At 67.7% G+C, this 26345-nt stretch carries 24 protein-coding genes, 1 tRNA gene and 1 pseudogene; 8 read left to right on the forward strand and 18 right to left on the reverse strand.

Features of this window, described 5'->3' with window-relative positions; genetic code table 11:
- Positions 1 to 245 precede the first annotated feature (245 nt).
- Positions 246 to 322 (reverse strand) — tRNA-Arg (locus tag ASE70_RS01180).
- 56 nt (positions 323 to 378) lie between these two features.
- Between ASE70_RS01180 and ASE70_RS01185 the strand changes: the two genes are divergently transcribed.
- Positions 379 to 1128, forward strand: a complete 750-nt coding sequence (locus ASE70_RS01185; RefSeq protein ID WP_200925573.1) for a queuosine precursor transporter — start codon at positions 379 to 381, stop codon at positions 1126 to 1128.
- A gap of 1 nt (position 1129) precedes the next feature.
- Here ASE70_RS01185 and purQ read toward each other — a convergent pair whose 3' ends face one another.
- Positions 1130 to 1798, reverse strand: a complete 669-nt coding sequence (gene purQ / locus ASE70_RS01190) for a phosphoribosylformylglycinamidine synthase subunit PurQ (protein WP_056500485.1) — start codon at positions 1796 to 1798, stop codon at positions 1130 to 1132.
- On the reverse strand, positions 1795 to 2025 hold the full coding sequence (gene purS / locus ASE70_RS01195) for a phosphoribosylformylglycinamidine synthase subunit PurS (protein WP_055999839.1): 231 nt from the start codon (positions 2023 to 2025) through the stop codon (positions 1795 to 1797). The genes purQ and purS overlap by 4 nt, the downstream gene beginning before the upstream one ends.
- A gap of 132 nt (positions 2026 to 2157) precedes the next feature.
- Here purS and ASE70_RS01200 point away from each other — a divergent pair, with 132 nt between their 5' ends.
- Both ASE70_RS01200 and ASE70_RS20480 read left to right on the forward strand, forming a co-directional pair.
- Positions 2158 to 2637 (forward strand): PH domain-containing protein, encoded by a 480-nt coding sequence (locus tag ASE70_RS01200; RefSeq protein ID WP_082439116.1) that lies wholly within the window; start codon positions 2158 to 2160, stop codon positions 2635 to 2637.
- Entirely contained in the window at positions 2631 to 4058 is a 1428-nt protein-coding gene (locus ASE70_RS20480; protein WP_056403878.1) for a PH domain-containing protein, read from the forward strand. Before ASE70_RS01200 ends, ASE70_RS20480 begins: the two co-directional genes overlap by 7 nt.
- 572 nt (positions 4059 to 4630) lie before the next feature.
- Here ASE70_RS20480 and ASE70_RS20485 read toward each other — a convergent pair.
- The 6 genes and pseudogenes from ASE70_RS20485 to ASE70_RS01235 form a co-directional block, all read right to left on the reverse strand.
- Positions 4631 to 5326: pseudogene (locus ASE70_RS20485) on the reverse strand (cell wall hydrolase); the annotation flags it as partial.
- Entirely contained in the window at positions 5323 to 6243 is a 921-nt protein-coding gene (gene cysK, locus ASE70_RS01215; protein ID WP_056500490.1) for a cysteine synthase A, read from the reverse strand. The pseudogene ASE70_RS20485 and the gene cysK, both read right to left, overlap by 4 nt.
- Positions 6240 to 7568: an MFS transporter gene (locus ASE70_RS01220; protein WP_056500493.1), complete on the reverse strand. Its 1329-nt coding sequence runs from the start codon at positions 7566 to 7568 to the stop codon at positions 6240 to 6242. The genes cysK and ASE70_RS01220 overlap by 4 nt, the downstream gene beginning before the upstream one ends.
- Positions 7569 to 7767: 199 nt before the next feature.
- Positions 7768 to 8595 (reverse strand): alpha/beta fold hydrolase, encoded by an 828-nt coding sequence (locus tag ASE70_RS01225; RefSeq protein WP_056500822.1) that lies wholly within the window; start codon positions 8593 to 8595, stop codon positions 7768 to 7770.
- An 87-nt stretch (positions 8596 to 8682) separates the two neighbouring features.
- Positions 8683 to 8874 carry a hypothetical protein gene (locus ASE70_RS01230; protein WP_056403865.1) on the reverse strand — a complete coding sequence of 64 codons (192 nt, stop codon included), beginning with the start codon at positions 8872 to 8874 and terminating at the stop codon, positions 8683 to 8685.
- A gap of 102 nt (positions 8875 to 8976) precedes the next feature.
- Positions 8977 to 11253, reverse strand: coding sequence for an ATP-dependent helicase (locus ASE70_RS01235; protein WP_056500496.1), 2277 nt, complete (start codon positions 11251 to 11253; stop codon positions 8977 to 8979).
- A gap of 192 nt (positions 11254 to 11445) precedes the next feature.
- Between ASE70_RS01235 and ASE70_RS01240 the strand changes: the two genes are divergently transcribed.
- Together ASE70_RS01240 and ASE70_RS01245 are read left to right on the forward strand one after the other, a co-directional pair.
- Positions 11446 to 11748: a UrcA family protein gene (locus ASE70_RS01240; protein ID WP_056500500.1), complete on the forward strand. Its 303-nt coding sequence runs from the start codon at positions 11446 to 11448 to the stop codon at positions 11746 to 11748.
- Between the two features lie 152 nt (positions 11749 to 11900).
- Positions 11901 to 13148 (forward strand): MFS transporter, encoded by a 1248-nt coding sequence (locus ASE70_RS01245; protein ID WP_056500504.1) that lies wholly within the window; start codon positions 11901 to 11903, stop codon positions 13146 to 13148.
- Between the two features lie 191 nt (positions 13149 to 13339).
- On the opposite strand, the gene ASE70_RS01250 is transcribed toward ASE70_RS01245, so the two are convergent.
- The 3 genes from ASE70_RS01250 to ASE70_RS19015 form a co-directional block, all read right to left on the reverse strand.
- Positions 13340 to 14518, reverse strand: a complete 1179-nt coding sequence (locus ASE70_RS01250; RefSeq protein WP_056500507.1) for a GGDEF domain-containing protein — start codon at positions 14516 to 14518, stop codon at positions 13340 to 13342.
- A gap of 67 nt (positions 14519 to 14585) precedes the next feature.
- The gene (rsmD, locus tag ASE70_RS01255; protein ID WP_056500511.1) at positions 14586 to 15137 is read right to left on the reverse strand and encodes a 16S rRNA (guanine(966)-N(2))-methyltransferase RsmD; all 552 of its coding nucleotides are present in this window, start codon (positions 15135 to 15137) and stop codon (positions 14586 to 14588) included.
- Positions 15137 to 16882: a pseudouridine synthase gene (locus ASE70_RS19015; protein ID WP_235519504.1), complete on the reverse strand. Its 1746-nt coding sequence runs from the start codon at positions 16880 to 16882 to the stop codon at positions 15137 to 15139. The genes rsmD and ASE70_RS19015 overlap by 1 nt, the downstream gene beginning before the upstream one ends.
- A gap of 227 nt (positions 16883 to 17109) precedes the next feature.
- Here ASE70_RS19015 and ASE70_RS01265 point away from each other — a divergent pair, with 227 nt between their 5' ends.
- On the forward strand, positions 17110 to 17544 hold the full coding sequence (locus ASE70_RS01265) for a response regulator (protein ID WP_056500513.1): 435 nt from the start codon (positions 17110 to 17112) through the stop codon (positions 17542 to 17544).
- Between the two features lie 260 nt (positions 17545 to 17804).
- The gene (locus ASE70_RS01270; RefSeq protein WP_056500517.1) at positions 17805 to 19439 is read left to right on the forward strand and encodes an AmpG family muropeptide MFS transporter; all 1635 of its coding nucleotides are present in this window, start codon (positions 17805 to 17807) and stop codon (positions 19437 to 19439) included.
- 225 nt (positions 19440 to 19664) lie between these two features.
- Here the strand turns inward: ASE70_RS01270 and ASE70_RS01275 are convergent, their stop codons facing one another.
- From ASE70_RS01275 to ASE70_RS01300, 6 genes are all read right to left on the reverse strand, one after another.
- Positions 19665 to 20969, reverse strand: coding sequence for a bifunctional folylpolyglutamate synthase/dihydrofolate synthase (locus tag ASE70_RS01275; RefSeq protein ID WP_056500825.1), 1305 nt, complete (start codon positions 20967 to 20969; stop codon positions 19665 to 19667).
- Between the two features lie 147 nt (positions 20970 to 21116).
- Entirely contained in the window at positions 21117 to 21968 is an 852-nt protein-coding gene (accD, locus tag ASE70_RS01280) for an acetyl-CoA carboxylase, carboxyltransferase subunit beta (RefSeq protein WP_056500520.1), read from the reverse strand.
- Positions 21965 to 22768: a tryptophan synthase subunit alpha gene (gene trpA, locus ASE70_RS01285; RefSeq protein WP_056500828.1), complete on the reverse strand. Its 804-nt coding sequence runs from the start codon at positions 22766 to 22768 to the stop codon at positions 21965 to 21967. Before trpA ends, accD begins: the two co-directional genes overlap by 4 nt.
- The gene (locus ASE70_RS01290; RefSeq protein WP_082450484.1) at positions 22765 to 23145 is read right to left on the reverse strand and encodes an endonuclease domain-containing protein; all 381 of its coding nucleotides are present in this window, start codon (positions 23143 to 23145) and stop codon (positions 22765 to 22767) included. Before ASE70_RS01290 ends, trpA begins: the two co-directional genes overlap by 4 nt.
- Before the next feature lie 40 nt (positions 23146 to 23185).
- Entirely contained in the window at positions 23186 to 24415 is a 1230-nt protein-coding gene (gene trpB, locus ASE70_RS01295) for a tryptophan synthase subunit beta (protein WP_056403833.1), read from the reverse strand.
- 39 nt (positions 24416 to 24454) lie between these two features.
- Positions 24455 to 25090 (reverse strand): phosphoribosylanthranilate isomerase, encoded by a 636-nt coding sequence (locus tag ASE70_RS01300; RefSeq protein WP_056403831.1) that lies wholly within the window; start codon positions 25088 to 25090, stop codon positions 24455 to 24457.
- A gap of 98 nt (positions 25091 to 25188) precedes the next feature.
- On the opposite strand from ASE70_RS01300, the gene ASE70_RS01305 reads away from it, so the two are divergent.
- Complete coding sequence (locus ASE70_RS01305; RefSeq protein ID WP_056403828.1) at positions 25189 to 26013, forward strand: hypothetical protein; 825 nt, start codon at positions 25189 to 25191, stop codon at positions 26011 to 26013.
- The last annotated feature ends 332 nt before the right edge of the window (positions 26014 to 26345 follow it).

Genomic DNA, 26345 nt, shown 5'->3' on the forward strand with positions numbered 1-26345 from the left:
TTAATGCCTTGTGCTGTTCGATTCGAATTGTGCGGTGCTGGCAGGGTGTCAGCCAATCTTGGTGTCCAAGCCGCCACGTCAGCGAACGGATTGCCGTACAAGCCTGTCCGATCGGCAACGTCACCCTTGCCACGTTCGGGGATGATGGGTCCGCTCGATGATCGTTGGGGCAGGTCAGTGGGTGTCACCGCGGTCCACCACGTCGGACGAAATGCCGGTCGGTTGTGGCAAAGGACATATGAAAATGGCGCACCCGGAGGGATTCGAACCCCCGACCAAGGAGGTAGAAGCTCCTTGCTCTATCCAGCTGAGCTACGGGTGCCCGCCGCTTCGTTAGCGTGCATTGCGGCAAACCGGAACCGCTATCATAACGCGGCCATGCTCGAACTGTCCGATACCGCGTTGCCCCGAATCGACGCCGCTACGCTTCCGGCGCGGGGGTTCCGCCATTTCGATATCGTCATGGCGGCGTTCGTCGCCATCCTGTTGCTGTCGAACATCATCGGCGCGGGCAAGGTTGCGGCGATCGACATTGGCGGTGCGCCGTTCGTGTTCGGCGCGGGCATCCTGTTCTTTCCGGTATCCTATGTCATCGGCGACGTGCTGACCGAAGTCTATGGCTATACCCGGGCGCGGCGGTGCATCTGGGTCGGCTTTGCGGCATTGTTGTTCATGGCGTTCATGGCGGCGGTCGTCGTCGCGATGCCGCCCGCAGACGGTTGGACGGGGCAGGGTGCTTATGAAGCGGTCTTCGGACAGGTGCCGCGCATCGTCTTCGCCTCGATCGCCGCGTTCTGGGCGGGGGAATTCGTCAACGCCTATGTCCTCGCCCGCATGAAGATCTGGACCGGCGGACGGGCGTTGTGGACGCGGACGGTCGGGTCGACCGTCGTCGGCCAGGCGGTCGACAGCGCGATCTTCTACCCGCTGGCGTTCTTCGGCGTCTGGCCGACCGGGCAGGTGCTGACCGTCCTGGTCACCAACTGGGCGATGAAGGTCGGTTGGGAAATCGTGCTGACGCCGGTCACCTATGCCGTGGTCGGCTGGCTGAAGCGGCGCGAGGGGGTCGATGTGTTCGATGCCGCGACCGACTTCTCCCCATTCGCGGGAAGCAGGCGGTCGCGCTAGATCAGACGCCGACGCGTGCCAGCAATCCTTCGAACAGGGCGCGACCGTCGCGGCCGCCATGTGCCGCTTCGATGCGGCGTTCGGGGTGGGGCATCATGCCGAGCACATTGCCCTCGGCATTGACCAGTCCGGCAATGTCGCGTGCCGAGCCGTTGACCGGCTCCGCATAGCGGAACGCCACCTGACCCTCACCCTCCAGCCGGTCGAGCGTCGCGTCGTCGGCGACGTAATTGCCGTCATGATGCGCGACGGGCACGCGGATCGTGTCGCCCGCGCGATATCCGCTGGTGAAGGCCGACCTGGCCTCCCCCACGCGCAGCGCCACGTCGCGGCAGACGAAGGACAGGCCCCGGTTGCGCATCAATGCGCCCGGCAGCAGTCCTGCTTCGGTCAGGATCTGGAACCCGTTGCAGATGCCGAGCACCGGCAGGCCCTTGCCCGCCGCATCGACCACGGCGCGCATCACCGGCGACCGTGCGGCAATCGCACCCGATCGCAGATAGTCGCCATAGGAAAAGCCGCCGGGCACGGCGACCAGACCGATATCGTCGGGCAGGTCGGTTTCGCGATGCCAGACCATGGTCGGCGCGGTACCGGTGACCGATTCCAGCGCCACCGCGATGTCGCGGTCGCAGTTCGACCCCGGAAAGACGATGACGGCGGTCTTCATGCGCGTTCGACCCGATAGTTTTCGATGACCGTATTGGCGAGCAGCTTGCGGCACATCGCGTCGATCGTTTCGTCATCGGTGCCGTCGGCGACGTCCAGCTCGATCAGCTTGCCGACCCGTGCCTCGCCGACGCCCGCGAAGCCGAGCGAGGCCAGCGCGTGTTCGATCGCCTTGCCCTGCGGATCGAGTACGCCGTTCTTGAGCGTCACGACGATGCGGAGTTTCATGCAGCTTGCCTCAAGTCCGAATGGGGTTTGTCGCGGGCGCTATGGCCCCGCCCGCGCCCGCGCACAAGAGGCGCGGGGCGATCGCATCGGGATTCGCTTGAGTGCGCCGTATTGCCTGCCTATCACACTGCCATGGACCCTATGCCCCTTTCGCTCGCGCCGCTCGACCGTCGGTTCGTTACCGTGCTGCGCTGGCGGGCGGCGGTCGTCGCGCTGGTCGTGCTGCTGTTGGCGGGCGTGGGTGAGGCGATCCTGTACGGTCAGGATCTGCCGAACGGCATCGCCGCGGGCCTCGCGGTGCTGATCGCAATCTGGCTGGTCGCCATCGCCCCGCCGCGCCGCTTCGCGCATTGGGGCTTCGCACTCGACGAGCGCGAACTGCACATCGGTCATGGCTGGCTGACGCGGGTACATACCATCGTGCCGATCGGCCGCGTCCAGCATATCGACCTGACACAGGGGCCGATCGAGCGCGGCTGCAGCGTCGCGACGCTGGTGCTGCACACCGCCGGCACTGACCATAGTCGGGTCACGGTGCCGGGCCTCGCCCGCGATCAGGCCGAAGCGGTGCGTGACCGTATCCGTGGCGCGATCGAGGCGTCGCCATGGTGACCGAAGGTCCGCGCCGGCTGCACCCCGGCACCATCGCCCTGCGGATCGTCTCGGGCGCGCCACAGCAAATCGCCGGGCTGGTCGCGCTCGCCGCCGCCACATCGCGTAGCGGGGTGTGGCCGATGATCGGCATCGTTTCGGTGCTGATCGTGGGGGCGGCGCTGTTCGCGTGGATACGGTGGCGGGCGTTCACGTACACGATCGGCGACGGCGAACTGGTGATTGCGGACGGGGTGCTGAACCGCAAGCGGCGATCGATCCCGTTCGACCGCATTCAGGACGTTTCGATCGACCAGAAGCTGCTGGCCCGCCCGTTCGGTCTGGCGCGGGTGCGGGTCGAGACCGGTGGTGGCGAGGCGGACGAGGCGAAGCTCGACAGCGTGACGCTGGCCGAGGCGGCCCGGCTGCGCGCGATCTTGCGCGGGGCAGTTCCGCAGACGGGCCCGACCGACGCGGGGCCCCGCGAACCGGCGCGCGACATCGTCTTCGCCATGTCGCCCGGCCGCGTATTGACGATGGGCCTGTTCGGCTTTTCGCTGGTCTGGGTCGGGGTGTTGTTCGCCGGCCTCAATCAGGTCGGCGATCTGATCGGGTGGAACTGGGTCGATGTCCGCGACTGGGCCGGCGTCGCGCGGCGCGAGGCGATCGCATGGGCCACGCCGTTGTTCGCGGCCATGGCGGCCGTCGTCGCGCTGCTGGTCGGCGCGATCAGCGGCGTCCTGCGCACGCTGCTGGTCGAGCATGGATTTCGGTTGGAGCGCGAAGGCGACCGGTTGCGCCGCGTGCGCGGGCTGGCCACCCGGACCGAAATCGCGCTCAGCCTGCGCCGTGTCCAGCTGGCACTGATCGAACGCGGCATGGTCAGCGGACGGCTGGGCTGGGCGGGCCTGCGGTTGCAGACGCTGGGCGGCAGCGACGATGTCGGCGGGCGGCAGAGCGTCGCGCCGTTCGCCCGCGAAGCGGAGATTGCGCAGGTGCTCGCCGCGGCGGGCTATGCGCCGTTCGATCCGCTTCCGCTGCGTCCGGTTGCGTTCGGGCATGTCGTGCGGACCGGCATCGTGCGGGGCGGGGTGCCGCTGATCGCGGTGACCGTCGCCGCGTTCTTCGTGCCGCTGGCGGGGCTGGCGTTGCTGCTGGTCCCGATCCCGGTGGTGCTGGCGATCCTCGCGCGGCGGCGACACCGCTATGCGATCGTCGGCGACACGTTGCAGGTGATGCGCGGGGTGCTGGCCAAGCAGGTGTGGATCGTGCCGCTGGCCCGTATCCAGGCGGTGTCGGTGCGCCGCTCGCCGCTCCAGCGCCTGTTGGGGCTGGCGACGGTGCATGTCGATACCGCCGGTGCCAAGGGGATGGGCCGACCCAACGTCGTCGATGTCGCGGTCGAGGATGCCGATCGACTGTCGGCCGCCCTACTGCGCTGACGGGGCGGGGCAGGGGCCGGATCACCGCTACGCCGGACGCCGGTGAGCGGCGGCGTATCGCCGCGGACGGTCGCGGCGGGCATTGGCGGCGCGGGGATCGCGCGACGCATGCACGACGAAGCGGGCCGCGATACGAGCTGGCAATTCCACAACTGCTTTTCGACGCCCGCGCCCCGGTCGCGCAGATAGCTGAACGACATCGCGTTCAGCGCGGCCGGTTCCCATGCCAGCCCCGCGCGGGCCGGGACTGCCGCCGGATCGCGCCAGCCGAGGAACTTGCACCGCGTCCGTTCGCCGCAGGTGGCTTGCGCGAAGGCCGGCCATTTGTCGGGCGTCAGCGTATCGAGGGGCACGAGGAAGGTGACCGGATCGTCGCTGCTCGGACGCGGCAGCGCGGCGGACGCGAAATTGCCGGTCAGCACGCCGGCCTCCTGCTCGACCGCCAGTACCTCGGGCAGTTTGTGCGCGGCGGAATAGGGAGCGAGCTGTTCGATGCGCGGTTCGACCGTGCCGACGACGCGGCGGAACGCACCGGGCGTGCCCCACCATCCGGCCCAGCGGAAAAACAGGTGCGTATCGACCGCCGCGATCTTGTCGAGGCTCGACTGCCAATAGGGGACGACCCAGTCGGTATGATAGTGCGTCGCATAGCCGACCGGCGCGAACACGTTGCCCGCCAGTGCCGCCGCCGCGACCTTGCGCGCCCGGTCCCAATAGGCTTGCGGATAGGCGCGCGCCAACGCCCCGTCGCAGGTGAAGGTGAACTGGCAACCGGTGGTGCGTTCCGACCCCTGAAACACCACGCCGCACACGCTTTTGGGAAAGGCCGGGTGGCGCAGTCGGTTCAGCACGACCTGTGCGACGGCGCGCTGCCCCTTCGCATCGTCGCCGGCCTCGTACAGCACGGCGGCGGCGAGGCAGTCGGTCGCGCGGGACCGATTGTCGAGGTCGCCAGCAAAGCGGAACGGTCGCGCCGCCGGGTTGGGGCCGGTAACGAACGGCACCTTGGCATTGAAGGCGCGGGCGTCCTCCGGTTCCAGCGCGCGATACTCGATCGGCTCCACCGGGGGCGGCGGCGCTTCCGGGGCCTGCGCAACGCTCTGGCGGCCCGGTCCGGCGGAATGCGCCGCCGGCCGGATCGGCGGGGTCGGCCGGATCAGGATCGCAGGCACGGCGACGGCCGCGACCGACAGTGCCACGAGGACGCCGTCGATCGCGATCGATCCGCTGCCGATCCTGCTCCGTTCGACCACCGCCGGCTCGCTCATTGTTCGGGCAGGAAGTCGGGAACCGACAGATAACGCTCGCCGGTGTCGTAGTTGAAGCCGAGCACGCGCACGCCATCGGGCAGGTCGGGCAGCTTCTGCAGAATCGCCGCCAGCGTCGCGCCCGACGAGATGCCAACCAGCATCCCTTCCTCGCTCGCGGAACGCCGGGCCATGTCCTTGGCGACCGCCGCATCGACCTTGATAACGCCGTCGATCGCGCGGGTGTGCAGGTTGGCAGGGACGAAGCCCGCACCGATCCCTTGGATAGGGTGCGGCCCCGGCTGCCCGCCCGAAATCACCGGCGACAGGTCCGGTTCGACCGCATAGACCTTCAGCTCCGGCCATTTCTCCTTCAGCGTTTCGGCGACGCCGGTAATGTGACCGCCGGTGCCGACGCCGGTGATGATGACGTCGATCGGCGTATCGGCGAAGTCGTTCAGGATTTCCTGTGCGGTCGTACGGACATGGACGTCGATGTTCGCGGGGTTTTCGAACTGCTGGGGAATCCACGCATCGGGGCTTTGCGCTGCCAGTTCGTGCGCGCGCTCGATCGCGCCCTTCATGCCCTTTTCGCGGGGCGTCAGGTCGAAGGTCGCGCCATAGGCCAGCATCAGCCGGCGACGCTCGATGCTCATGCTTTCGGGCATGACCAGTACCAGCCGGTAGCCCTTGACCGCCGCGACCATCGCCAGACCGACGCCGGTATTGCCGCTGGTCGGCTCGATGATCGTACCGCCGGGCTTCAGGTCGCCCGATGCCTCGGCCGCCTCGATCATGGCAAGGGCAATGCGGTCCTTGATCGACCCGCCGGGGTTGGAACGCTCGGACTTGATCCACACCTCGGCATCGCCGAACAGCCGCTTCACGCGGATATGCGGCGTATTCCCGATCGTTTGCAGGATGGTATCGGCCTTCATGGCTGGGTCTCCTTTGGGATGACTTCGAGGTCTTCGGGCGGCGTGAAGCTACGCGCGGCCCGCAATTCGGGGAACAGGCGCGACCAGAGCATGGTGACGCCGATCGCAAGGATGCCGCCGCCGGCAACCGCGACGACTGGCCCGACCAGCGCGGCGAGGAAGCCCGAGCGTGCCTCGCCCAGTTCGTTCGATCCCGACACGAACAGCGTCGACACCGCGCCGACCCGCCCGCGCATCGCGTCGGGCGTATGCAACTGGATCAGCGACTGGCGGACATAGACCGACACCATGTCGGTCGCACCGACGACGAACAGGGCGGCGAGCGCCAGCAGCACGGCCGGCGCGAAGTCGCTGCCGATCGCGGCTTGCCCGAATATTGGCAGCAGCAGCGGCGCGGACAGCCCGAACAGCGCGGTCGCCGCCCCGAAGCCCATCACCGACAACAGCATCTTGGCACCGACATCCTTCGACAGCGGCTTGACCGCGAACACGGCGGCAACGACCACCGCGCCCAGCGCCGGCGCGGCGCGGAGATGGCCGAGGCCGTCCGCGCCGATTTGGAGAATGTCGCGGGCATAGATCGGCAGCATCGCCGTCGCGCCGCCCAGCAACACCGCGAACAGATCGAGCGAAATCGCGCCGAACACCAATCGGTTGCGGCGGACATAGGATAATCCGTCGAGCATCTGCCGCCACGGATTGGCCTTCCCCGCGATCACCGCACGCGGGATCGGCGGGATCAGGAACAGCATGATCAGCCCGAACAGGAACAGCCCCGCCGACACGGCATAGGGAATGTAATGACCCGCCGCGTACAGATAGCCGCCCATCGCCGGCCCGAGCACCGATCCGCCCTGCCACGCGATCGAACTCATCGCGATCGCGGTGGGCAGGACGGCTGCGGGGACGAGATTGGGGGCGAGCGCCTGCAACGCCGGCCCGGCAAAGGCGCGCGCGACGCCCAGCATCGCCGCGACGAAGAACAGCCATGGCAGGGTGATCGCGCCGCTATAGGTCAGCCATGCCAGCAGCAGCGCGCAGCTACCCTCCAGCGCGACCGACCCGCGCGCGATCCAGCGCCGGTCGATCCGGTCGGCGACCCATCCCGCGACCAGCGACAGGACCAGCAGCGGCAGGAACTGCGCGACGCCGATCAGCCCCAATTGAAACGCCGACTGCCGGATCGTCATCGTCTCGCGCGCGATGTCGTACACCTGCCAGCCGATGACGACGACCATCGCGATCTGCGCCAGCGTGTTCGACAGCCGGGCAAGGAAATAGGCGCGGAACGCGGGGATGGAAAAGGGATGCGGAGAAGCGGACATGAGGTGGGGGTTTAGGTCCGCTGTTGGGCTGGGGCAATGCAGATCGGCTTGGGGGGTATTGTGAAGCGACTTCATGCCGTCCCCCGCGTCACCCCCGCGAAGGCGGGGGTCCATAAACGCTGCGTTGTCGATCAATCGCGACCACGGTGTCTATGGATTCCCGCGTGCGCGGGAATGACGGGGGTAGAGACGTACTGGCTTACCGCCGACCGAGGAACGCCAGCAGGTCGTCGGTCAGCCGGTCGCTCTCGGTCGCGAACAGGCCGTGCGGCGCGCCGTCATATTCGATCAGATCGGCGTTCGGCAGCGCCCTGGCCAAAGCCCGCCCGGTCGCGTCGATCGGCACGGTCTGGTCCGACGTGCCGTGGATGATGAGCGTCGGCACGGTGATCGACGGCAGGTCCGGCCGGAAATCGGTGGTCCCGAACGACTCCGCGCAGGCCAGCGTCGGCTTGAGCCCCGCCAGCATCGCCGTGTTCCACGACAGGTCGAGCACTTCCTCGCTCACCGGGCTGGTGATGAAGCCGACGCCATAGAACTGGTCGAAGAAGGTACGGAAGAACTTCGCGCGATCCGCCTTGATATTGTCGGCGATCTCCTGAAGCTGGTCCTGCGGCACGCCATCGGGATTGTCGTCGGTCTGGAGCATGTACGGCACGACCGACCCGATGAAGCCGACGCGGGTCACGCCCTTGCCGCCATGGCGCGACATGTAGCGCGCGACCTCGCCACCCCCCATCGAGAAACCGATAAGCGCGGCATCGTCGGTCACGCCGGTGTCGGCCATGACATCGGCCAGATCGTCCGACAGCGTGTCATAGTCATAGCCCGACCAGGGCTGGTCCGACCGCCCGAAACCGCGCCGGTCATAGGCAATGACGCGATAGCCAGCATCGGCCAATGCCATCGCCTGCGGGTCCCAGCTGTCGGCTGACAGTGGCCAGCCATGGATCAGTACGACCGGGCGACCCTGTCCCCAATCCTTCACGAACAGGCTGGTACCGTCGCGGGTCTTTACATAGGGCATCGATCGATCCTCGTCGGGAAATTGTCCGACCTGAACGACCGACACGCGCGGCGGTTGCCTGCGCTTCGCGACCGTCGGCGCAACCGGTCAATCGCGCGGGACGATGCCCAGCGTCGGGCGGGGCATGCCGCCGTGTTCGGCATCGCGCAGCATGACCGAATAGCGGTCCGCCATCTCGCGATGCACCCGCCGCACTTCGGGCAGTTGCGCGGTTTCCGCCCGCGTGCGCGCCTCGCCCAACCGGCGGCGGTAATATTCGGCGTTGTCGACGATCGACATCTGGTCCTCCTTCCCGTCCGTACGTGGTGGACCTTTCCATACACCGAACCGGTTATCCGGTCGCTGACATACGTTAAGCACAGGTTCAGTCGCGGCGTCTCTTCAGCCCGGCGTGACAAAGCTGTCCAGTACCCGCTTCTGACCGGCGGTTTCGAACAATACCTCCAGCTTGTTGCCTTCGATCGTCTCGATCGTGCCATACCCGAACTTCTGATGGAAGACGCGCTGCCCGGTCGACAGGTCGCTGCGGCCCTTGTTGCCCAGACTGATCGCGCTCGCCCGCGCCTCGACGACGCGTGCCGGGGTGGTGGTGAAGGTCGACCCCTGCGACGCGGCGCGCTGCCAGCCCGGACCCCGCCCGGTGCCGCGCGCGACATCGGCGAACGGATCGGCGCGTTCGCTCCAATTCGCCCGCCACAGGCTTTCGCCTCCCGCCATCGTCGTTTCCGTATCGATATGCTCGGCCGGCAGTTCGCCGACGAAGCGCGACGGCAGCGACGAATTCCACTGGCCATAGATGCGGCGATTGGCGGCATGGAACACCATGGCCAACCGCCGCGCGCGGGTGATCGCGACATAGGCGAGGCGGCGTTCCTCCTCGAGGCTCGCGGTCCCGCCCTCGTCGAGCGAGCGCTGCGACGGGAACAAGCCTTCCTCCCATCCGACGCAGAACACCGTGTCGAATTCCAGTCCCTTGGCGGCGTGGATGGTCATGATCGTGACCTTCGGCTCTTCCACCGACGCCTCGTTGTCCATGACCAGCGACACGTGTTCTAGGAACGCGCCGAGCGACTCATATTCCTCCATCGCCCGGACCAGTTCGGTCAGGTTTTCCAGCCGCCCGGCCGCTTCCGCCGTCTTTTCCGCCTGATACATCGCGGTATAGCCGCTTTCGTCGAGCAACTGCCGCGCCAGCTCGGCATGGGGCAGGCCCTGCGCCATGTCGCGCCAGCGGGCGAAGTCGCCGACCAGCCGCCCGAGCGACTTGCGCGCCGCCCCGGTCAGTTCATCGGTATCGAGGATGCGCGCGGCGGCGGTCATCAGCGATGATCCGGTGGCGCGGGCGTATCGATGGATCGTCTGCACCGCCTTGTCGCCCAGCCCCCGTTTGGGCACGTTGACGATCCGTTCGAACGCGAGGTCGTCGGAAGGCTGGTTGACGACGCGCAGATAGGCGAGCGCATCACGGATTTCGGCGCGTTCGTAGAAGCGGAAGCCGCCGACGATGCGATACGGCATGCCGATGCCGATGAAGCGTTCCTCGAACTCGCGCGTCTGATGCTGCGCGCGGACGAGGATCGCACAGTCGTCGAGCGTCTTGCCCGCCCGCTGCACCTGTTCGATCGTGTCGCCGACGCGGCGGGCCTCCTCGGGACCGTCCCACACGCCGATGACGCGGACCTTCTCGCCGACATCGCATTCGGTCCACAGCGTTTTACCCAGCCGTCCGCCATTATGCGCGATCACGCCCGATGCCGCGCCGAGGATATGGGGCGTCGACCGGTAATTCTGTTCGAGGCGGACGATCTTCGCGCCGGGAAAGTCGCGTTCGAAACGCAGGATATTCTCGACCTGCGCGCCCCGCCACGAATAGATCGACTGGTCGTCGTCGCCGACGCAGCACAAATTGCGCCGTTCCTGCGCCAGCAACCGCAGCCACAGATACTGGACACTGTTGGTGTCCTGATATTCGTCGACCATGATGTAGCGGAACCGCCGCTGATACTGCGCCAGCACCTCGCGGTCGGTGCGCAGGATCGTCAGCACGTGCAGCAACAGGTCGCCGAAATCGCAGGCGTTCACCGCCTTCAACCGGTCCTGATATTGTTGATACATCTCGCCGCCGCGGCCATTGGCGAACCGTTCGCTTTCCCCCGCATCGACATCGGCGGGGGTCATCCCCTTGTTCTTCCATCCGTCGATCAGCCCGGCCAAGCTGCGCGCCGGCCACCTTTTCTCATCGAGATCGGCGGCTAGGATCAGCTGTTTCAGCAGGCGCAACTGATCGTCGGTGTCGAGGATGGTGAAATTGGATTGCAGTCCGACCAACTCAGCGTGCCGCCGCAGCATCTTCGCGCCGATCGCGTGGAACGTGCCCAGCCACGGCATCCCTTCGACCAGATCGCCGACCAGCCGCCCGACCCGCTCGCGCATCTCCTTCGCCGCCTTGTTGGTGAAGGTCACCGACAGGATTTCGGACGGATAGGCTTTGCGCGTATACAGGAGATGCGCCAGCCGCGCGGTCAGCGCTGCCGTCTTGCCGGTACCCGCGCCCGCCAACACCAGCACCGGGCCGTCGGTGGTCAGCACCGCGTCACGCTGCGGTTCGTTCAGCCCGCGCAGATAGGGCGGATCGGCAGGGGTAGGGGCAAGCGACATCGTCGAACAGGTAGGGAACGAAGCGTAAAGCGACAAGCAAGGAAATTGTTTCGGAACCGTCATCGTCCTGCCATCGGCGCTTCGCTGCGTTGCAATAATCGCGCAGTACCAGCGCGGTGCCGGTGGACGGCGGCACCCGAACCGCGGGCGACCGCCGCTGCGACGGGCACCGATTTCGCAGGAGCTACCATCATGAACATCCGTATCATCGCCCTTGCGGCGACCGCTTTCGCGTGCCTGTCGTCGGCCGCGAACGCCGAAGTGCGTGAGCCGGTGTCGGTCCATGTGTCCTATGCCGGGCTGGACCTGACCAAGATCGAACATCGTCGCGTCCTCGACGCACGCATCGACCGTGCCGCAACGACGGCCTGCCGTTCGAGCGCGTCCGGCCTGCGTCGCTATGCCGACGAAAACCGCTGCCGCGCCGAAATGCGCCGCGACGCGCAGGTCCAAGTCGCACAACTCCAGCCGGTGGCGGTTGCCAGCGTCAAGTAAGCACGGACGGTACGACGGAAGCAGCGCACCTCTGCCGGGGCAGGGGTGCGTTTGCCGTTCGTGGCGATAGTTGCGTCGTAGCGGGCATCAACGAAACCTTCTTGCGCCCCGGCGGCAACCCGCTAGGCGGGCGCATGGCCCAACCACATCCCATGCGCGCCCATCGTCGTATCCTGATCGCCAGCCTGATCGGCACCTCGGTCGAATTCTACGACTTCTATATCTATGCCACCGCCGCGACGTTGGTGTTCGGATCGCTGTTCTTTCCACTCGAAAGCACGTCGGCACAGTTGATGGCGAGCTACCTGTCGATCGGCCTCGCCTTTATCGCCCGGCCGCTGGGTGCGGTCGTGTTCGGCCATTTCGGCGACCGGTTGGGCCGCAAATCGACGCTGGTCGCGTCGCTGATGCTGATGGGCGGCTCGACGCTGCTGATCGCGTTCCTGCCGACCTATGCGCAGGTCGGCTGGGTTGCGCCGCTGCTGCTGTGCACCCTCCGGTTCGCGCAGGGGCTGGGGCTGGGCGGCGAATGGGGCGGGGCGGCGTTGCTCGCCGTCGAGAATGCGCCGCCGGGCTGGCGCGGTCGGTTCGGCATGGTGCCGCAACTGGGCGCGCCGGTCGGCTTCATCGCCGCCAACGGGTTGTTCCTGCTGCTGGGGCTGACCCTGTCGGAGGCGGATTTTCTCGCCTGGGGCTGGCGGCTGCCGTTCCTGTTCAGCGTCGCGCTGGTTGGGCTGGGGCTCTGGGTGCGGGTAAAGCTGACCGAAACCGCCGCCTTTGCGAAGGCGCTGGCGCACGAAGCGCCGCCGAGCGTGCCGATCGCCGAACTGGCGGGCAGCCATTTGCGGGCGACGCTGGCCGGGACCTTCGGCGTCGTCGCCTGTTTCGCGCTCTACTACATCGCGACGACCTTCGTGCTAGGGTATGGCACGAACACGCTCGGCTATGCACGCGGCGCGTTCCTGCAAACGCAGTTGATCGCGATCCTGTTCATGGCCGCCGGCATCGCGCTGGCGGGCTGGCTGTCCGACCGGTCGACCCCGGCGCGGGTGCTGGCGGGCGGGTGCATCGGCGTCGTCGTCGCCGGTGGTCTGCTGGGGCCGATGGTCGGGGCGGGGTCGTTGTTCGTGATCGGCGCATGGCTCTCGTTCGCGCTGCTGATGATGGGGTTCGTCTATGGCCCGCTCGGCGCGTGGTTGCCGGCGCTGTTCCCGGCGCGGGTCCGCTACACGGGTGCGTCGATGGGCTTCAACGTCGGCGGCGTGATCGGCGGCGGCCTGACCCCCAGCATCGCGCAGGCGCTGTCGATCGATTACGGCCTGTGGTCGGTCGGCGTGGTGCTGGCCGGGGCGGGGGTGGCGAGCCTGATCGGGCTGGCACTGGTTCCGCGCGACCGTTAGAGCGGTTTTCGACCATGTTGCACCATCGTCATCGCCCGGCGGGCGACCGCTACGCGGCGGGCCGCTTCCAGTCCGTGGCGGAGTTGCTCGTCGGTCACGATGCTTTGGCATCGTGCCCTCCTTGCGCCTTTCCACGAACCGAAATCGCCACCGTGACGATGATCCAACCTGATCGAAAAACGCTCTAGGCGTCATCCGGCGCTGTCGGCCCATGCGCTGACCGGATCGGGCACCGGCAGGATGCGGTTGCGGCCGGCGCGCTTGGCATCATAGGTAGCGCGATCGGCGCGTTCGAGCAGACGGTCGAGATCGTCGTCGGCCGACAATTCCGCCAGTCCGGCACTGATCGTGATCGCCGGCAGGTGGCTGGCGATTTCGGGCAGCGTCGCGCGCACCGACTGTGCGCCCAGCCACGCCCCGCGCAACGTCGTCCGGTCGAGCAGCGCGACGAATTCCTCGCCCCCCAGCCGCGCGATCGCCGCCGATCGCGGCAGGCGGTCGACCAGCAGCCGGGCAAAGGCACGCAGCACCGCATCGCCGGTGGCGTGCCCGTACTGATCGTTGACCCGTTTGAAATGGTCCAGGTCGAACAGGATCGCCGCCAATGGCTGGTCACCGGTGCGCGCGTCGGCGATCATCGCCTTCGCCCGCCGGTCGAAGCCGCGCCGGTTCGCGATACCGGTCAGCGGGTCGGTCTCCGCCTCAGCGATCGACCGGCCCAGCGCGGTCTGCACGACCAGCAACAGCGTCAGCAGCCCGACGGAGACGATGAGCATCCCGCCGATCGATTGCGAGAACAGCGCATAGCTGCTTGCGGCATATTCCTTTGCCGACGCCCCCGATCCGAACAGCACGGCGAACAGCGGCTTGATCAGAAAATGCAGCGTCATCAATCCGGTGGCGATGCCGAGCGCCAGCCACAATCGCCCACGCCGCCGCCGGACCGCATCGACCGCCAGCGCCGTCGCCAGCGCCGACCCGATCGCGAACGGGGCCTGATAGGCAAATTCATACCAGAGTTCGTTGCGCGGTCCGTTCCAGATCGCGGCGCGTACCCCGATGCCGAGCAGCACCAGCAGCGCCGCCCACCGCCATGGCCGTCGCCGCCCCGCCATCGCCGCCATTCCCAACGGCAACAACGCGATACTGCACAGGAACGACCCATAGCTCAACAGCATGAACGGCGTGGTGAACGGCGTCAGCCGCACGCCGATCTCGCTGATCGGCGTCAGCCCGCCGATCAGATAGGTCAGCACGAACCACGTCACATGACGCTGTCCGGGATAGGACAGGCGGATGATCGCAAAGGCGACTGCGAACAGCCCCGCGACCACGGCATTGACGATCAGAGCGTAGAGCGCGCTGTCCATCGATCCGTTTCCATTCGTTCCGCCATGGCTTCGACCTAGCGAAGCTTCACCGCTAAAAGGTTAATCGTCACTCGGTTTCGTCGGCCAGCCGCAACAGGGTGATCCGCGCCTTGCCATAGACGCGCTCGGCATCGATGGTGAAGCGCGGCAGGTCGAGCACCTCGGCTTTGGCGGTCTCGATGCTGACCCAGGTCGCCGGCCCGATCCAGCCGAGCCGCGCCAGCTTGTCCGCCGCCACCGCGCCGGCCCCGCTGCCATAAGGCGGGTCCATCATCACGATGTCGAGCGGACGCGGTGCCGGTCCCAGCGCCAGTACCGACGTCGCCCGCACGTCGCCGCCCGCCGCGTCCAGCTTGGTCAGATTGGCACGCAGCGCATCCAGCGCGGCGCGGTCCTGTTCGACGAACAGGCAGGTCGCGGCACCGCGCGACAATGCCTCGATCCCCAGCGCGCCCGATCCGGCGAACAGGTCGGCGACCGCCAGGTCGTCGAAGCTGCCGACCCGGCTGGCCAACATCGAAAATAGCGCCTCGCGCGTGCGATCGGCCGTCGGACGGGTCGCGTCCCCCTTGGGCGCGACGATCGGCCGTCCGCGCCACAGTCCCGAAATGACCCGCATCAGCGTTTGCCCCCGCCGGGACGGCCACCGCCCTTCGGCTTGCCCTTGACCGGTTTGGTCGTTGGCGTGGCCTTGGCCCAGCCGGTCGGCTTGCGTTTCGGCCGCTCGACGAAGCTTGCCCGGTCGACATCGGACGCCTGTTCGCGCGTCATCCGCTTTTCGACCGGACCGCGCGGGCCTTCGGTCGTACGCTCGACGTGCGGCCGGCGCGCGACCCCGTCATAGCCCGGCCGCTCGGCATGGGCCGAGGCGCGGCGGGTGCGCGCATTGTCAGGCCGATCGCCATAGGCGCGGCGGTCGCCCAGCCCCGGTTGCCGCCGCTCGGCAGGCGTCTGCCCGGCCTGCGCCAGCGGATCGAAGCCGTCGCGGCGGTCGACCGGCCGCTCGGTGGCATGGGTGCGGGGGCCGACGCGACGCGCATCGGCGCGCTGCGGACGGTCGCCAAAGCCGGGCCGATCGCCGCCGCCCTGCGGTCGCGCGCCGAAGCTCCGGCGTTCGCCATCGCCCTGTGGCCGTGCGCCGAAGCTGCGTCGTTCGCCATCGGCCTGCGGTCGTGCGCCGAAGCTGCGCCGCTCACCATCGCCCTGCGGCCGTGCGCCGAAGCTGCGTCGTTCGCCATCGGCCTGCGGCCGTGCGCCGAAGCTGCGCCGCTCGCCATCGCCCTGCGGCCGCGCGCCGAAGCTGCGCCGTTCGCCATCGCCCTGTGGTCGCGCCCCGAAGCTGCGCCGCTCGCCATCGCCCTGCGGCCGCGCGTCGAAGCTGCGCCGCTCGCCATCGCCCTGTGGTCGCGCACCAAAGCTGCGCCGCTCGCCATCGCCCTGCGGCCGCGCGCCGAAGCTGCGCCGCTCGCCATCACCCTGCGGCCGTGCGCCGAAGCCGCTCCGCTCACCGTCGCCCTGCGCCCGGTTCGGACCGTCGCGATCGGGACGGCGACCGCTGAAGCCCGACCGCTGTCCGTCCCGCTCGGTGCGCGGACGGCGTTCGTCGAAGCGCGACGTCGCGACCGGTTCGGGACGCGGCAGCGGCGTCGCGCGCCTCCACGCCTTGAGCGCCGCCGGATCGGCACCTTCCGGCGCGGGCTTGCTGGTCGGCTTGTTGGTCAGCGTCTTGCGGAACGCGACCAGTTCATGCTGCTTGATCTCGTCGACCTCGCCCTCGGGCAGGTCTTCGAGATTGAAGGGGCCATAGCGGGTACGGATCAGGCGCGACACCTTCAGCCCGAGATGTTCGAGCACGCGGCGAACCTCGCGGTTCTTGCCCTCGGTCAGCGTCATCTCGATCCAGGTGTTCGTCCCCGTGCGGCGTTCGAGATTGGCGTTGATCGGGCCATAGCGCACCCCCTCGATCTCGATCCCCATCATCAGGTCTTCGAGCTGCTGCTGGCTGATCTCGCCATAGGCCCGCGCGCGATAGGTCCGCTCGACCCCGGTCGCGGGCAGTTCCAGACGGCGTTTGAACTCGCCGTCGGTGGTCATCAGCAACAACCCCTCGGTATTCAGGTCGAGCCGTCCGACCGGGATCAGCCGCGGCAGGTCCCGTGGCAGGCGATCGTAGATGGTCGGACGCCCGGCACCGTCGCGTTCGGCGGTCAGCGTTCCGGCCGGCTTGTGGAATCGGAACAGCCGGGTCGGTTCGGGCGCGGCGACGGGTGCGCCGTCGACGGTCACCCCTTTCAGATTGGACAGGATGGTCGCCGGCGTTTCGAGCACGACACCGTCCAGCGCGACGCGCCCGGCAGCAATCATGCGTTCGATGTCGCGTCGCGACGCGACGCCGGCACGCGCCAGCAGCTTGGCGATTCGCTGGCCTTCGCGGGGGGATTCGGTCGTGGATTCGGGTGGGGTAACGATGGTCAGGGTTTCCGTTTGCGGCGATGTGACGAAAGTTTCAGCCGAAGCGGTACCTTCGTCGCCTTCGCGAGTTTGTGGGTTCGTATAAGCTGTATGCATCCCGGTGGAAAGCGAGTGGGGCAATGTTGTTCGGGCGCAAGAAGCGGCACATCAACCGGATCCTCGTCGTCGAGGACGAACCCTTGGTCGCGTTCGATACCGAACACTTCCTCGGGGCGTCGGGTTTCGAGATCGCGGCGACGGTCGATACCGTCGCCGGCGCACTGGCGACGCTACAATCCGGTGTCGATCTCGATCTGGTACTGGTCGACATCAACCTGTCGGACGGCAGCGGGTTGGACGTCGCGCGCGCGGCGCACGAACGCGGCATGCCGGTCCTGCTGGTGACCGGTGCCTGCCCGCTGGATGCGCAGGTGTTTGCGGCCGGCTGTCTCGCCAAACCCTATCCGCAAAAGGACCTGTTGAGCGCGATCGATGCGATCGACGCGGTCATCGGCGGGGCTAAACTACCGAGGCGGTTGCCGAGCGGGTTCAACCTGTTCCGTACGGCAGCGTAGCTTTCGCCGGCCGATACCTCCCCCACACTCCCGCTTGGTTCGAGCAGCTTCGAGCCTGTCGAGAAGCGTCCGTCGAGAACGTTTGGCCCCAAGCGGTCCAGTCATAGGTCACCCCAGCGGAACCCCGTTCTCGATACGCGCTCTCGACAGGCTCGATCGCTACTCGAACCAAACGGATCGGGTCGGCGGAGGGGTGTAGCCCCCGCCTTGCCGCCATCGCCAACCCCATCTACGGTCGCGCCCCTTCCGGGAGGACATGAATGACCGAAGCCGCGCCCAAGGGGCTGGCGCTGATCCGTATGGGGCTGGGCAATCGCAAGACGGCGGCGATGTTCGCGTTCGGCCTTGCCGCCGGGCTGCCGTTCACGTTGCTGCTCGGCACGCTCAACGCCTGGCTGGCGGAGGCGAAGATCAACCTCGCCACCATCGGCCTGTTGTCGTGGATCGGGCTGATCGCGGCGTTCAAATTCCTGTGGTCGCCGGTCGTCGACCGGCTGCGCCTGCCGCTGCTCGAACGCTTCGGACGACGCAAGTCGTGGCTGCTGCTGTGCCAGGCGGTGCTGGTCGCGACGTTCCTCACCCTGTCGCTCAGTGATCCGGCGGTCGCGATCGGCTGGTTCGCGCTGGTCGCCGTCGTCGGCGCGTTCGCCGCCGCGACGCAGGACACCGTGATCGATGCGTGGCGGATCGACGTCGCCGACGAACGCGCGACGCTCGGCATCCTGTCGTCGATCTACCAGCTCGGCTACCGGCTGGCGACCCTGATCGGCGGGGCGCTGGCGCTGGTGCTGGCCGATGCGATCACCTGGCCGATGGTCTATGCGGTGATGGGCCTGTTCATGGCCGCGCTGCTGGTCGGGACGCTGTTCGCCCCCGACACGCCGCGCCCGGCCGTCGAGCAGGCGGTCGATGGGACGATCGGCCCCAGTGCCCGCGACAAGCGCACCGGTCTCATCATCGTCGGCCTGTGCTGGGGCTGGGCGATCCTCACCATTGGCGCGTTCATGGTGCGGGTGCTGAACGTCGCGCCCGGCGAAACCCCGCCCAGCGTCGGCGATTTCACCCGCCTGACCGGTCCGTGGATCATCGTCATCACCGTCGTCGTGCCCGCCCTGGCCGCGGCATGGCTGAACCGGCAGGCGCAACTGGCCGAATGGCTCGGCTGGAACCGGGACGGGGCGGCGGCACCGACGTCCGGCTTCATCGAACATGGCTATCGCGCGCTGATCCTGCCGCTGTCCGAACTGGTCGGGCGGCTCGGGTTCGGCGCGGTCGTCGTGTTGGGGCTGATCCTCAGCTACCGCCTGTGCGATTCGATCTGGGGGCCGTTCGCCTATCCCTTCTATCTGGAGGAACTCCACTACACGAATGCCGAGGTCGCCTTCGCCTCCAAGATCTTCGGCGTCGGCATGACCATCCTCGGCGTGTCGCTGGGTGGCATCCTGTTCGCGGTACTCGGGCGGATGCCGACGCTGTTGATCGGCGCGATCGTCGCGGCGGCCAGCAACCTGCTCTATGCCGATCTGGCATCGGGCGCGCCGGTGATCGATGCGGTGGCGGGCGCGACCGGGCTGCTGAACCTCGGCGTCGATGCGCGGATGATGCGGTTGATGGTCGCGATCTCGGGTGAGAATATCGCCGGCGGCTTGGCCGGCGCGGCCTTCGTCGCCTATCTCTCCTCGATCGCCAGCAAGGAACATAGCGCGGTCCAATATGCGCTGCTGTCGTCGCTCACTCTGCTGGTCGGCTCGCTCGGCCGGGCGGGGCTGGGCGAGGCCGTCGAACAGATGGGCTATGCCCCGGTGTTCCGCTTCACCGCCGCGCTGGGATTGGTCGCGGTGGTGTTCGTGCTGCTCGAATGGGTGCGGTGGCGGCGCGAGCTTCGGAAGGGTTGATTCACGCGAAGGCGCGGAGACGCGGAGAAGGTTTTTAGCGCGCAAAGGCGCAAAGGACGCTGAGAAGGTGTGTTCCGGGCCGGCGTCATGGTCCCGGCGAAGCCTTTTCGCGCAAGAAAGTATGGGCGAGCCGCTATCGCCGCAAACACTGTTTCTTAGCGTCCTTTGCGCCTCTGCGCGAAAATATCTTCTTCTCCGCGTCTCCGCGCCTCCGCATGAACAAACCTAAACCGGCACCTCGTCATTCGCCGACAGCACGGTTCCAGCGAGATACAGCGACCCCGCGATCAACACCGCCTCCGGTTCCGACCGCGCCAACAGATCGAGCGCCGCCGCCGGATCGGTCGCGACATCGGCCTGCAACCCCATCGCCCGCGCCTGCCGCGCCAGCACGGCCGGTGCATGATGCGCATGACCCGGCACCGGCACCGCGACGACATGGTCGACCACCTCGCCCAGATGCCGCAGCACCGCGCCGGCATCCTTGTTGGCGAGCATTCCCAGCACCAGCGCCGATCGCTCGCCCCGGCTGATCCGGGGCCAGCACCGCGCAACCTCGATCGCGGCGGACTCGTTGTGCGCCCCGTCGAGCCACACGCCATGGCGCGGATCGACCCGCCCGGTCAGCGGCCCGCGCGGGCGCAGGCGCTGCATCCGCGCCGGCCAGCGCGCGGTACTGGCGGCGGTGCGGATCGCCGCATCGGAGACCGCCAGCGCCGACTGATGTCGCACCATCGCCGCCGCCAGCGCCAGATTGTCGCGCTGATGCACCCCGGCCAGCGCGGGTTCGGGCAGGTCGAGCGTGCCCATCGCATCCCGGTACCGCCCGTCGATCGATTCCCATGCCGACCCCCGCGCAAGCAGCGTCGCGCCCGCGGCATCGACCGTCGCCTCGATCCGCGCTGCGATCTCGGGCGGATAGGCGAGGGTAACGACCGGCACACCGCGCTTGGCGATCCCCGCCTTCTCGCCGGCAATGTCGACCAGCGACGACCCCAGAAACGCCTCGTGATCGATCCCCAGCGCCGCAATGCCGCAGACGGCCGGTGCCGGCAGGACGTTGGTCGCATCCAGCCGCCCGCCCAGACCCACTTCGATCACGCACGCATCGGCGGGCGTCCGGGCAAAGGCAAGAAACGCAGCGGCGGTGGTGATCTCGAAGAAACTCGCCCCGATCCCGTCGGCGGCATCGAGCACCTCGCCCAGCAGCGCCGCCAGCGCGACATCGTCGATCAGCGTACCCGCCAGCCGGATGCGTTCGTTGAAGCGCACCAGATGCGGGCTGGCATAGACATGCGCCCGCAACCCCGCCGCCTCGATCGCCGCGCGCAGATAGGCGCAGGTCGAACCCTTCCCATTGGTGCCCGCGACATGGAACACCGGCGGCAAATGGCGATGCGGATCGCCCAGCCGCGCCAGCAGCCGGGTGATGCGGTCGAGGCCGAGAATATCCGCCCCCGGCGACAGCAACGTCAGCCGGTCGAGCTGCGTCTGTACCGCAGGATCGGTCGAGACAGCGAAATCGGGCACTTGCAACTCCTCCCCGCTACGCGGGGAGGGGGACCGCCGCGAAGCGGTGGTGGAGGGGCGTCGCCGCACACGCTCCGCCCGTGGCGATCCCCCTCCACCATGCTGAGCATGGTCCCCCTCCCCGTGAAACGGGGAGGAACGAAAACGTCAAGCCGCTTCCTTGCGCCCCAGAAACTCGATCAACTGCGCCAGTTCGGCGGGCAGATCGCGCCGATGCGTCACCCGGTCGATCAACCCATGGTCGCGGTAATATTCCGACGTCTGGAAATCGTCGGGCAGCTTTTCACGAATGGTACTCTCGATCACGCGCCGTCCGGTGAACGCCAGCGTCGCCTTCGGCTCGGCGATCTGCACGTCGCCCAGCATCGCGTACGCCGCCATCACCCCGCCCGACGTCGGATCGGTCAGCACCACCAGATAGGGCAGTCCGGCATCGTGCAGCATCTCGATCGCCACGGTCGTGCGTGGCATCTGCATCAGGCTCAAAATGCCCTCCTGCATCCGCGCCCCGCCGCTGGCGGTGAAGACGATGTACGGCACGCCGCGCGCGATCGCCGCCTCTACCCCGGCGATGAACGCCTCGCCCACGAACTGGCCCATCGACCCGCCCATGAACGCGAAATTCTGCACGCCGATCACGCACGCCCGGCCAGCAATCGTGCCATAGGCGTTCTGATACGCATCCTGTTCGCCGGTATCGGTCCGCGCCGCCTTCAGCCGGTCGACATAGCGTTTGCTGTCGCGGAACTTCAGCGGGTCCTCGGCGACCTTCGGATTGGGCAGGATCTCGACGCTGCCGGCATCGAACAGCTGCTGGAACCGCTCCTTCGGCCCGATGCGGCCATGATGGTCGCATTGCGGGCAGACGTGCAGATTCTCTTCCCACTCCTTGTTGAAGATCATCTGCCCGCACCCCTTGCATTTATGCCAGAGGTGATCGGGCGTTTCCTTGCGAGCGACGAAGGGCAGGGCGTTGCGGACGCGATTGAGCCAGCTCATGCGGGTTTCCTGCTCGCCGTGCGGATCGCAGCGGCGAGGCTTTCGATATAGGATTGGACGGGGGCGGCGGCCTGCGCGCCGTATTCAGCGACAATTTCAACAATCGCCGATCCGACGACGACACCGTCGGCGACGCGGGCGATATTCGCCGCCTGTTCCGGCGTGCGCACGCCGAAGCCGACCGCGATCGGCAGGTCGGTTGCGGCCTTCAGCCGGGCGACGGCATCGTCGATCGACGCCTGCACCGCCTGCTGCTTGCCGGTGATCCCGGCGACCGAAACGTAATACAGAAAGCCGCCGGCCCCCGCCAATACCTGCGGCAGCCGCGCGGCGTCGGTCGTCGGCGTGGCCAGCCGGATCGCGGCGACACCGTGCTCGCGCAACTGTTCGCCAAGGCTGTCGTCTTCCTCGGGCGGGATGTCGACGCAGATCACCCCGTCGACGCCAGCGGCGGCGCAGGCTTGCGCGAACCAGTCGGCCCCGCGCCGGACCATCGGATTGGCATAGCCCATCAGCACCAGCGGTACGTCGGGATGGCGCTTCCGGAATTCCGTGGCGATCCGCAACACCTCGATGGTGCGCGTCCCCGCCGTCAGCGACCGGATATTCGCCGACTGGATCGCGGGGCCATCGGCCATCGGATCGGTGAACGGCATACCCAGTTCGATCACGTCCGCACCCCCCGCGACCAGCGCGTCGAGAATGGCGGGCGTCGCGTCAGGCGTAGGATCGCCGGCGGTGACGAAGCACACGAGCGCGGGCCGGCCTTTCGCGAAGGCAGCAGCAAGGCGGACGGTCAAAGCCCTCTCCCCTTCAGGGGAGAGGGTTGGGAGAGGGGATTGTTCACAACGTCTTCCAACTGTCTCAACACGCCGTCGAGATTGTACATCACATCGGCATTGGTAAACCGCACTACCCGATAGCCGGCTTGCGTCAAATAGGCGGTGCGTTCGGCGTCGTAAGCGGCGGTGTCGCCGTGCAAGTGGCCGTCGAGTTCCAACACCAGCTTCGGAGAGTTAGCCGCAAAGTCTGCTATATACGGCCCGATCACCTTCTGCCGCCGGAACTTCACGCCCGCGAACCCCTCGGCCCGCAACGCGAACCACAGCTTCTGCTCGGCGGGGGTAGGTGCCTTGCGCGCAGCCTTCGCCCGCTCAATCAACGAAGCGTCGCGCATTCCCCTCTCCCAACCCTCTCCCCTGAAGGGGAGAGGGCTTTTAGATCTCTACCCCCAGCGCGCTCGCCACCGTGAAGATATCCTTGTCCCCCCGCCCACACAGGTTGGCGAGGATGATCTGATCCGACCGCATGGTCTTCGCCCGCCGCGCCACCGCCGCGATCGCGTGCGCGGGTTCCAGCGCGGGAATGATCCCCTCGGTCCGGCACAGCATCTGGAACGCATCCAACGCATCGACATCGGTAGCGCTGTCATATTCGACCCGCCCGATATCGCGCAGCCATGCATGTTCCGGTCCGATCCCCGGATAATCGAGGCCCGCAGAGATCGAATGCCCCTCGGCGATCTGCCCGTCCTCATCCTGCAACAGGTACGTCTTGTTCCCATGCAGAATGCCCGGGAACCCGCCGGCCAGCGAAGCGGCATGGTCCTTGTCCAGCCCATGGCCCGCCGCCTCGACGCCCAGCATCGCGACGTCCGGATCGTCGAGGAACGGATGGAACAGCCCGATCGCATTCGATCCGCCGCCGATCGCCGCGACCAGCAGGTCGGGCAGGCGGCCGGTCCGCTCCAGCATCTGCGCGCGCGCCTCGCGCCCGATGATGCTCTGGAAGTCGCGCACCATCTCCGGGTAGGGGTGCGGCCCCGCCGCCGTGCCGATGATGTAGAAGGTGTCGTGGACGTTCGCGACCCAGTCGCGCAGACCCTCGTTCATCGCGTCCGACAGCGTCGCCGCACCGCTCGTCACCGGACGCACCTCGGCCCCCAGCAGCTTCATGCGGAACACGTTGGGCTGCTGCCGCTCGACGTCCTTCGCGCCCATGTAAATGACACAGGGCAGGCCGAAACGCGCACAGACCGCCGCCGTCGCCACGCCATGCTGGCCGGCGCCCGTCTCGGCGATGATCCGGGTCTTGCCCATGCGGATCGCCAGCAGGATCTGCCCGATGCAGTTGTTGATCTTGTGCGCGCCGGTATGGTTCAGCTCGTCGCGCTTGAACCACACCTGCGCCCCCATGCCCGGCTCGGCCGATGCGCGCAGCGTCTCCGACAGCCGTTCGGCATGATAGAGCGGGCTGGGCCGGCCGACATAATGCGTCATCAGGTCGTCGAACTGCGCGGCGAACGCCGGATCGACCTTCGCCGCCTTATATTCGCGGTCGAGGTCGAGGATCAGCGGCATCAGCGTCTCGGCGACATACCGGCCGCCAAAGGCTCCGAAATGACCACGATCGTCGGGCTGGGCGCGATAGCTGTTGGGAGCGTTCATACGCCGCTCGTTACGCCCGGCGGCGGGCGCTGTCGAGTATCAGCCGCCGGTCACGCTACGCACGAACGCCGCGATCCGGCCGGCGTCCTTGACCCCCGGGGCGCTCTCGACGCCCGACGATACATCGACCAGCGGCGCACGCGTCACCCGGATCGCCTCCACGACATTGCCGGCATCCAGCCCGCCCGACAACGCCCATGGCAGCGGATGGACGAACCCGTCGAGCAGGCCCCAGTCGAACCGCAATCCCATGCCTCCGGGGAGCGCCGCCCCCGGCGGCGTCTTCGCATCGTACAGCACCCGGTCGGTGGCCCCGACCAGCGTCCGTGCGGCGTTCAGATCGGCACGCGTCTTGACCGCGACCGCGCCCCAGACCTCCTTGCCGGTCCGCGCCCGGATCGCGGCGATCCGCTGCGGCGCGGTCTTGTGCAGCTGGATCGCGTCGAGCCGCGCCGCCGCCAGCGCCGCATCGATCAGCGCGTCGTCGGGATCGACGAACACGCCGACCTTCGCGACCTGTCCCGGCACCTGCCGCGCCAGGCCCGCCGCCGCATCGAACGCCAGATTGCGGGGGGAGGGGGCAAAGAACACGAAACCGACATGGCTCGCCCCGGCGGTCAGCGCGGCGGCCAGCGTTTCGGGCGTCGACAGGCCGCAGATCTTGATGAGCGTCATGCCGCGCGGCTTAGCGGGCGATCGGGCACGGCGATAGGGGATGCGGTACGCCCCATGTTCGTCTGGAGGGCCGGCCGGGTTTCGTCTACAGCACGAGCATGTATTTCAACCTGATTCAATCGCTCGGCCTGTGCGGCGATCCGGCGGTTCCGAACGACGACCGCGCCGGGGTACGGGCGCGCCACGCCTGGGTGATCGACGGCGCGACCGACCTGTCGCCGCCGGGGCTGTTGGGGGCACAGGGCGGGGCGGCGTGGCTTGCGGCGACGGCCGACGCCGCCTTCGCCGCGATCGAGGGTGGCGACCTGCGTGACACCTGTCATCGGGTGTTCGCCACGGTCGAGGCGGCCTATGCCCGACAGCGGCAGCGCGAACCGCAGGGGCCATGGGAATTGCCCCGCGCCTCCTTTGCCGCCATCCAACTGGTCGATTCCGGATTGGACGTGGCATGGGCCAGCGACTGTTCGATCCTCCACGCCTCAGGTGACAGGGTGGCGTGGCGCACCCCGGTACCCAGCCGAACCAGCGAACGCGCACAGGCCGCCGCGCTCGGCCCCGGCATCGGCGCGGTGAAGCTGCGCAGCGCCGACGTGCTGGCCGATCGGCGCGCATCGCGCTCGCGCGCCGGCCAGCGCGTGCTCGGGGTCGATGCTGCCGCCAGCGCGGCGGTAATGGCCACGGCCCGGTTCGACATCGCGATCGGCGATGAATTGCTGCTGATGACCGACGGCTTCGTGGCGCTGGTCGATTCGTACGGCGTCCATGACGCGGACGGCCTGTTCGCGGCGGTCCGAACCGGCGGCCTCGCAAAGCTCGGCGTCGACCTACGCCAGATCGAACAGGACGATGCCGCCTGCCTGCGCTTCGCCCGGTTCAAGGTCAGCGACGACGCCACCGCCCTGTGGGTGCGCGTCGGCGGCTGATCGGTTTCCTACACGGCGGGGCGGTGGCATGGTCGGCGTCGACCGGGTCGCCGGCTCGCGCTCTTTGAACCGTTCAAGCCCTTAGCCACGTCCTTGGACCTTATTCCCTCCCTKRYMAGGGAGGGGAGCAATCCGAACGACCGCTCTCATCCGTAACTATCGGCCCCGCATCCGGCAATTTCGTGCAAACTTTCACGACCGAAGTTTACACCGTTGCCCCAGTAAGTAATTGGAGGAGAACGTTTTTCTCGAGCGACCACACCGCCCCAACAACTCGATCCGTGTCAACTTCGCAAACTTCGGGCGCGCCGCGGGCAAAGCCCGCGTCGTCG

The sequence above is a fragment of the Sphingomonas sp. Leaf22 genome, from assembly GCF_001421715.1.
In the GTDB taxonomy this organism is placed as follows: domain Bacteria; phylum Pseudomonadota; class Alphaproteobacteria; order Sphingomonadales; family Sphingomonadaceae; genus Sphingomonas.